Here is a 413-nt window from a genome sequence, read left to right as displayed (position 1 = left end):
GCGCCGGTCGTCCACCCGCGACGCCGGCGCCGCCGCGTGCAACCAGCCATCCTGTTCATGGCACGAGGCCTGTGGGCAACGTCCGGGCTTCCCGGCACCCTCCTCCCGCGCGCACACCAGGCGGTGGCAGGCGGGGAATTCCGCCAAACCCTGCCGTTTATGCTCGCCGGGAACGGTTCCTTCGCGTACCTTGGGGTTCGGATGGAAAGTGGCGTGCCTCACGCCGCCATCCGGTGAACACACCGTCCCTTTACCGGACCAGCCAGGCAGGAACACGGTGCCGCGTTCCTGCCCCGACGAGAAAATACCGATCGTGGGCTGGTGCCCCGCGTTCAGGAGGGCCTCAATGACCGGTACATTCGAACTTTTCGCCGATGAGACCACGGGTTTCAGGTTCAGGCTCAAAGCCCCCG

The 413-nt window shown here is 66.3% G+C and carries 1 protein-coding gene; it reads right to left on the bottom strand.

The window, feature by feature from the left end; genetic code table 11:
• A partial coding sequence (locus J1902_RS19160) for a hypothetical protein (RefSeq protein WP_207617944.1) occupies window positions 1-405 on the bottom strand: 405 nt, incomplete at its 3' end.
• Between the last annotated feature and the right edge of the window lie 8 nt (window positions 406-413).

It is taken from the genome of Arthrobacter cavernae, from assembly GCF_017368795.1.
GTDB lineage: Bacteria > Actinomycetota > Actinomycetes > Actinomycetales > Micrococcaceae > Arthrobacter > Arthrobacter cavernae.
This window is presented reverse-complemented; position numbering and strand designations above follow the sequence as displayed.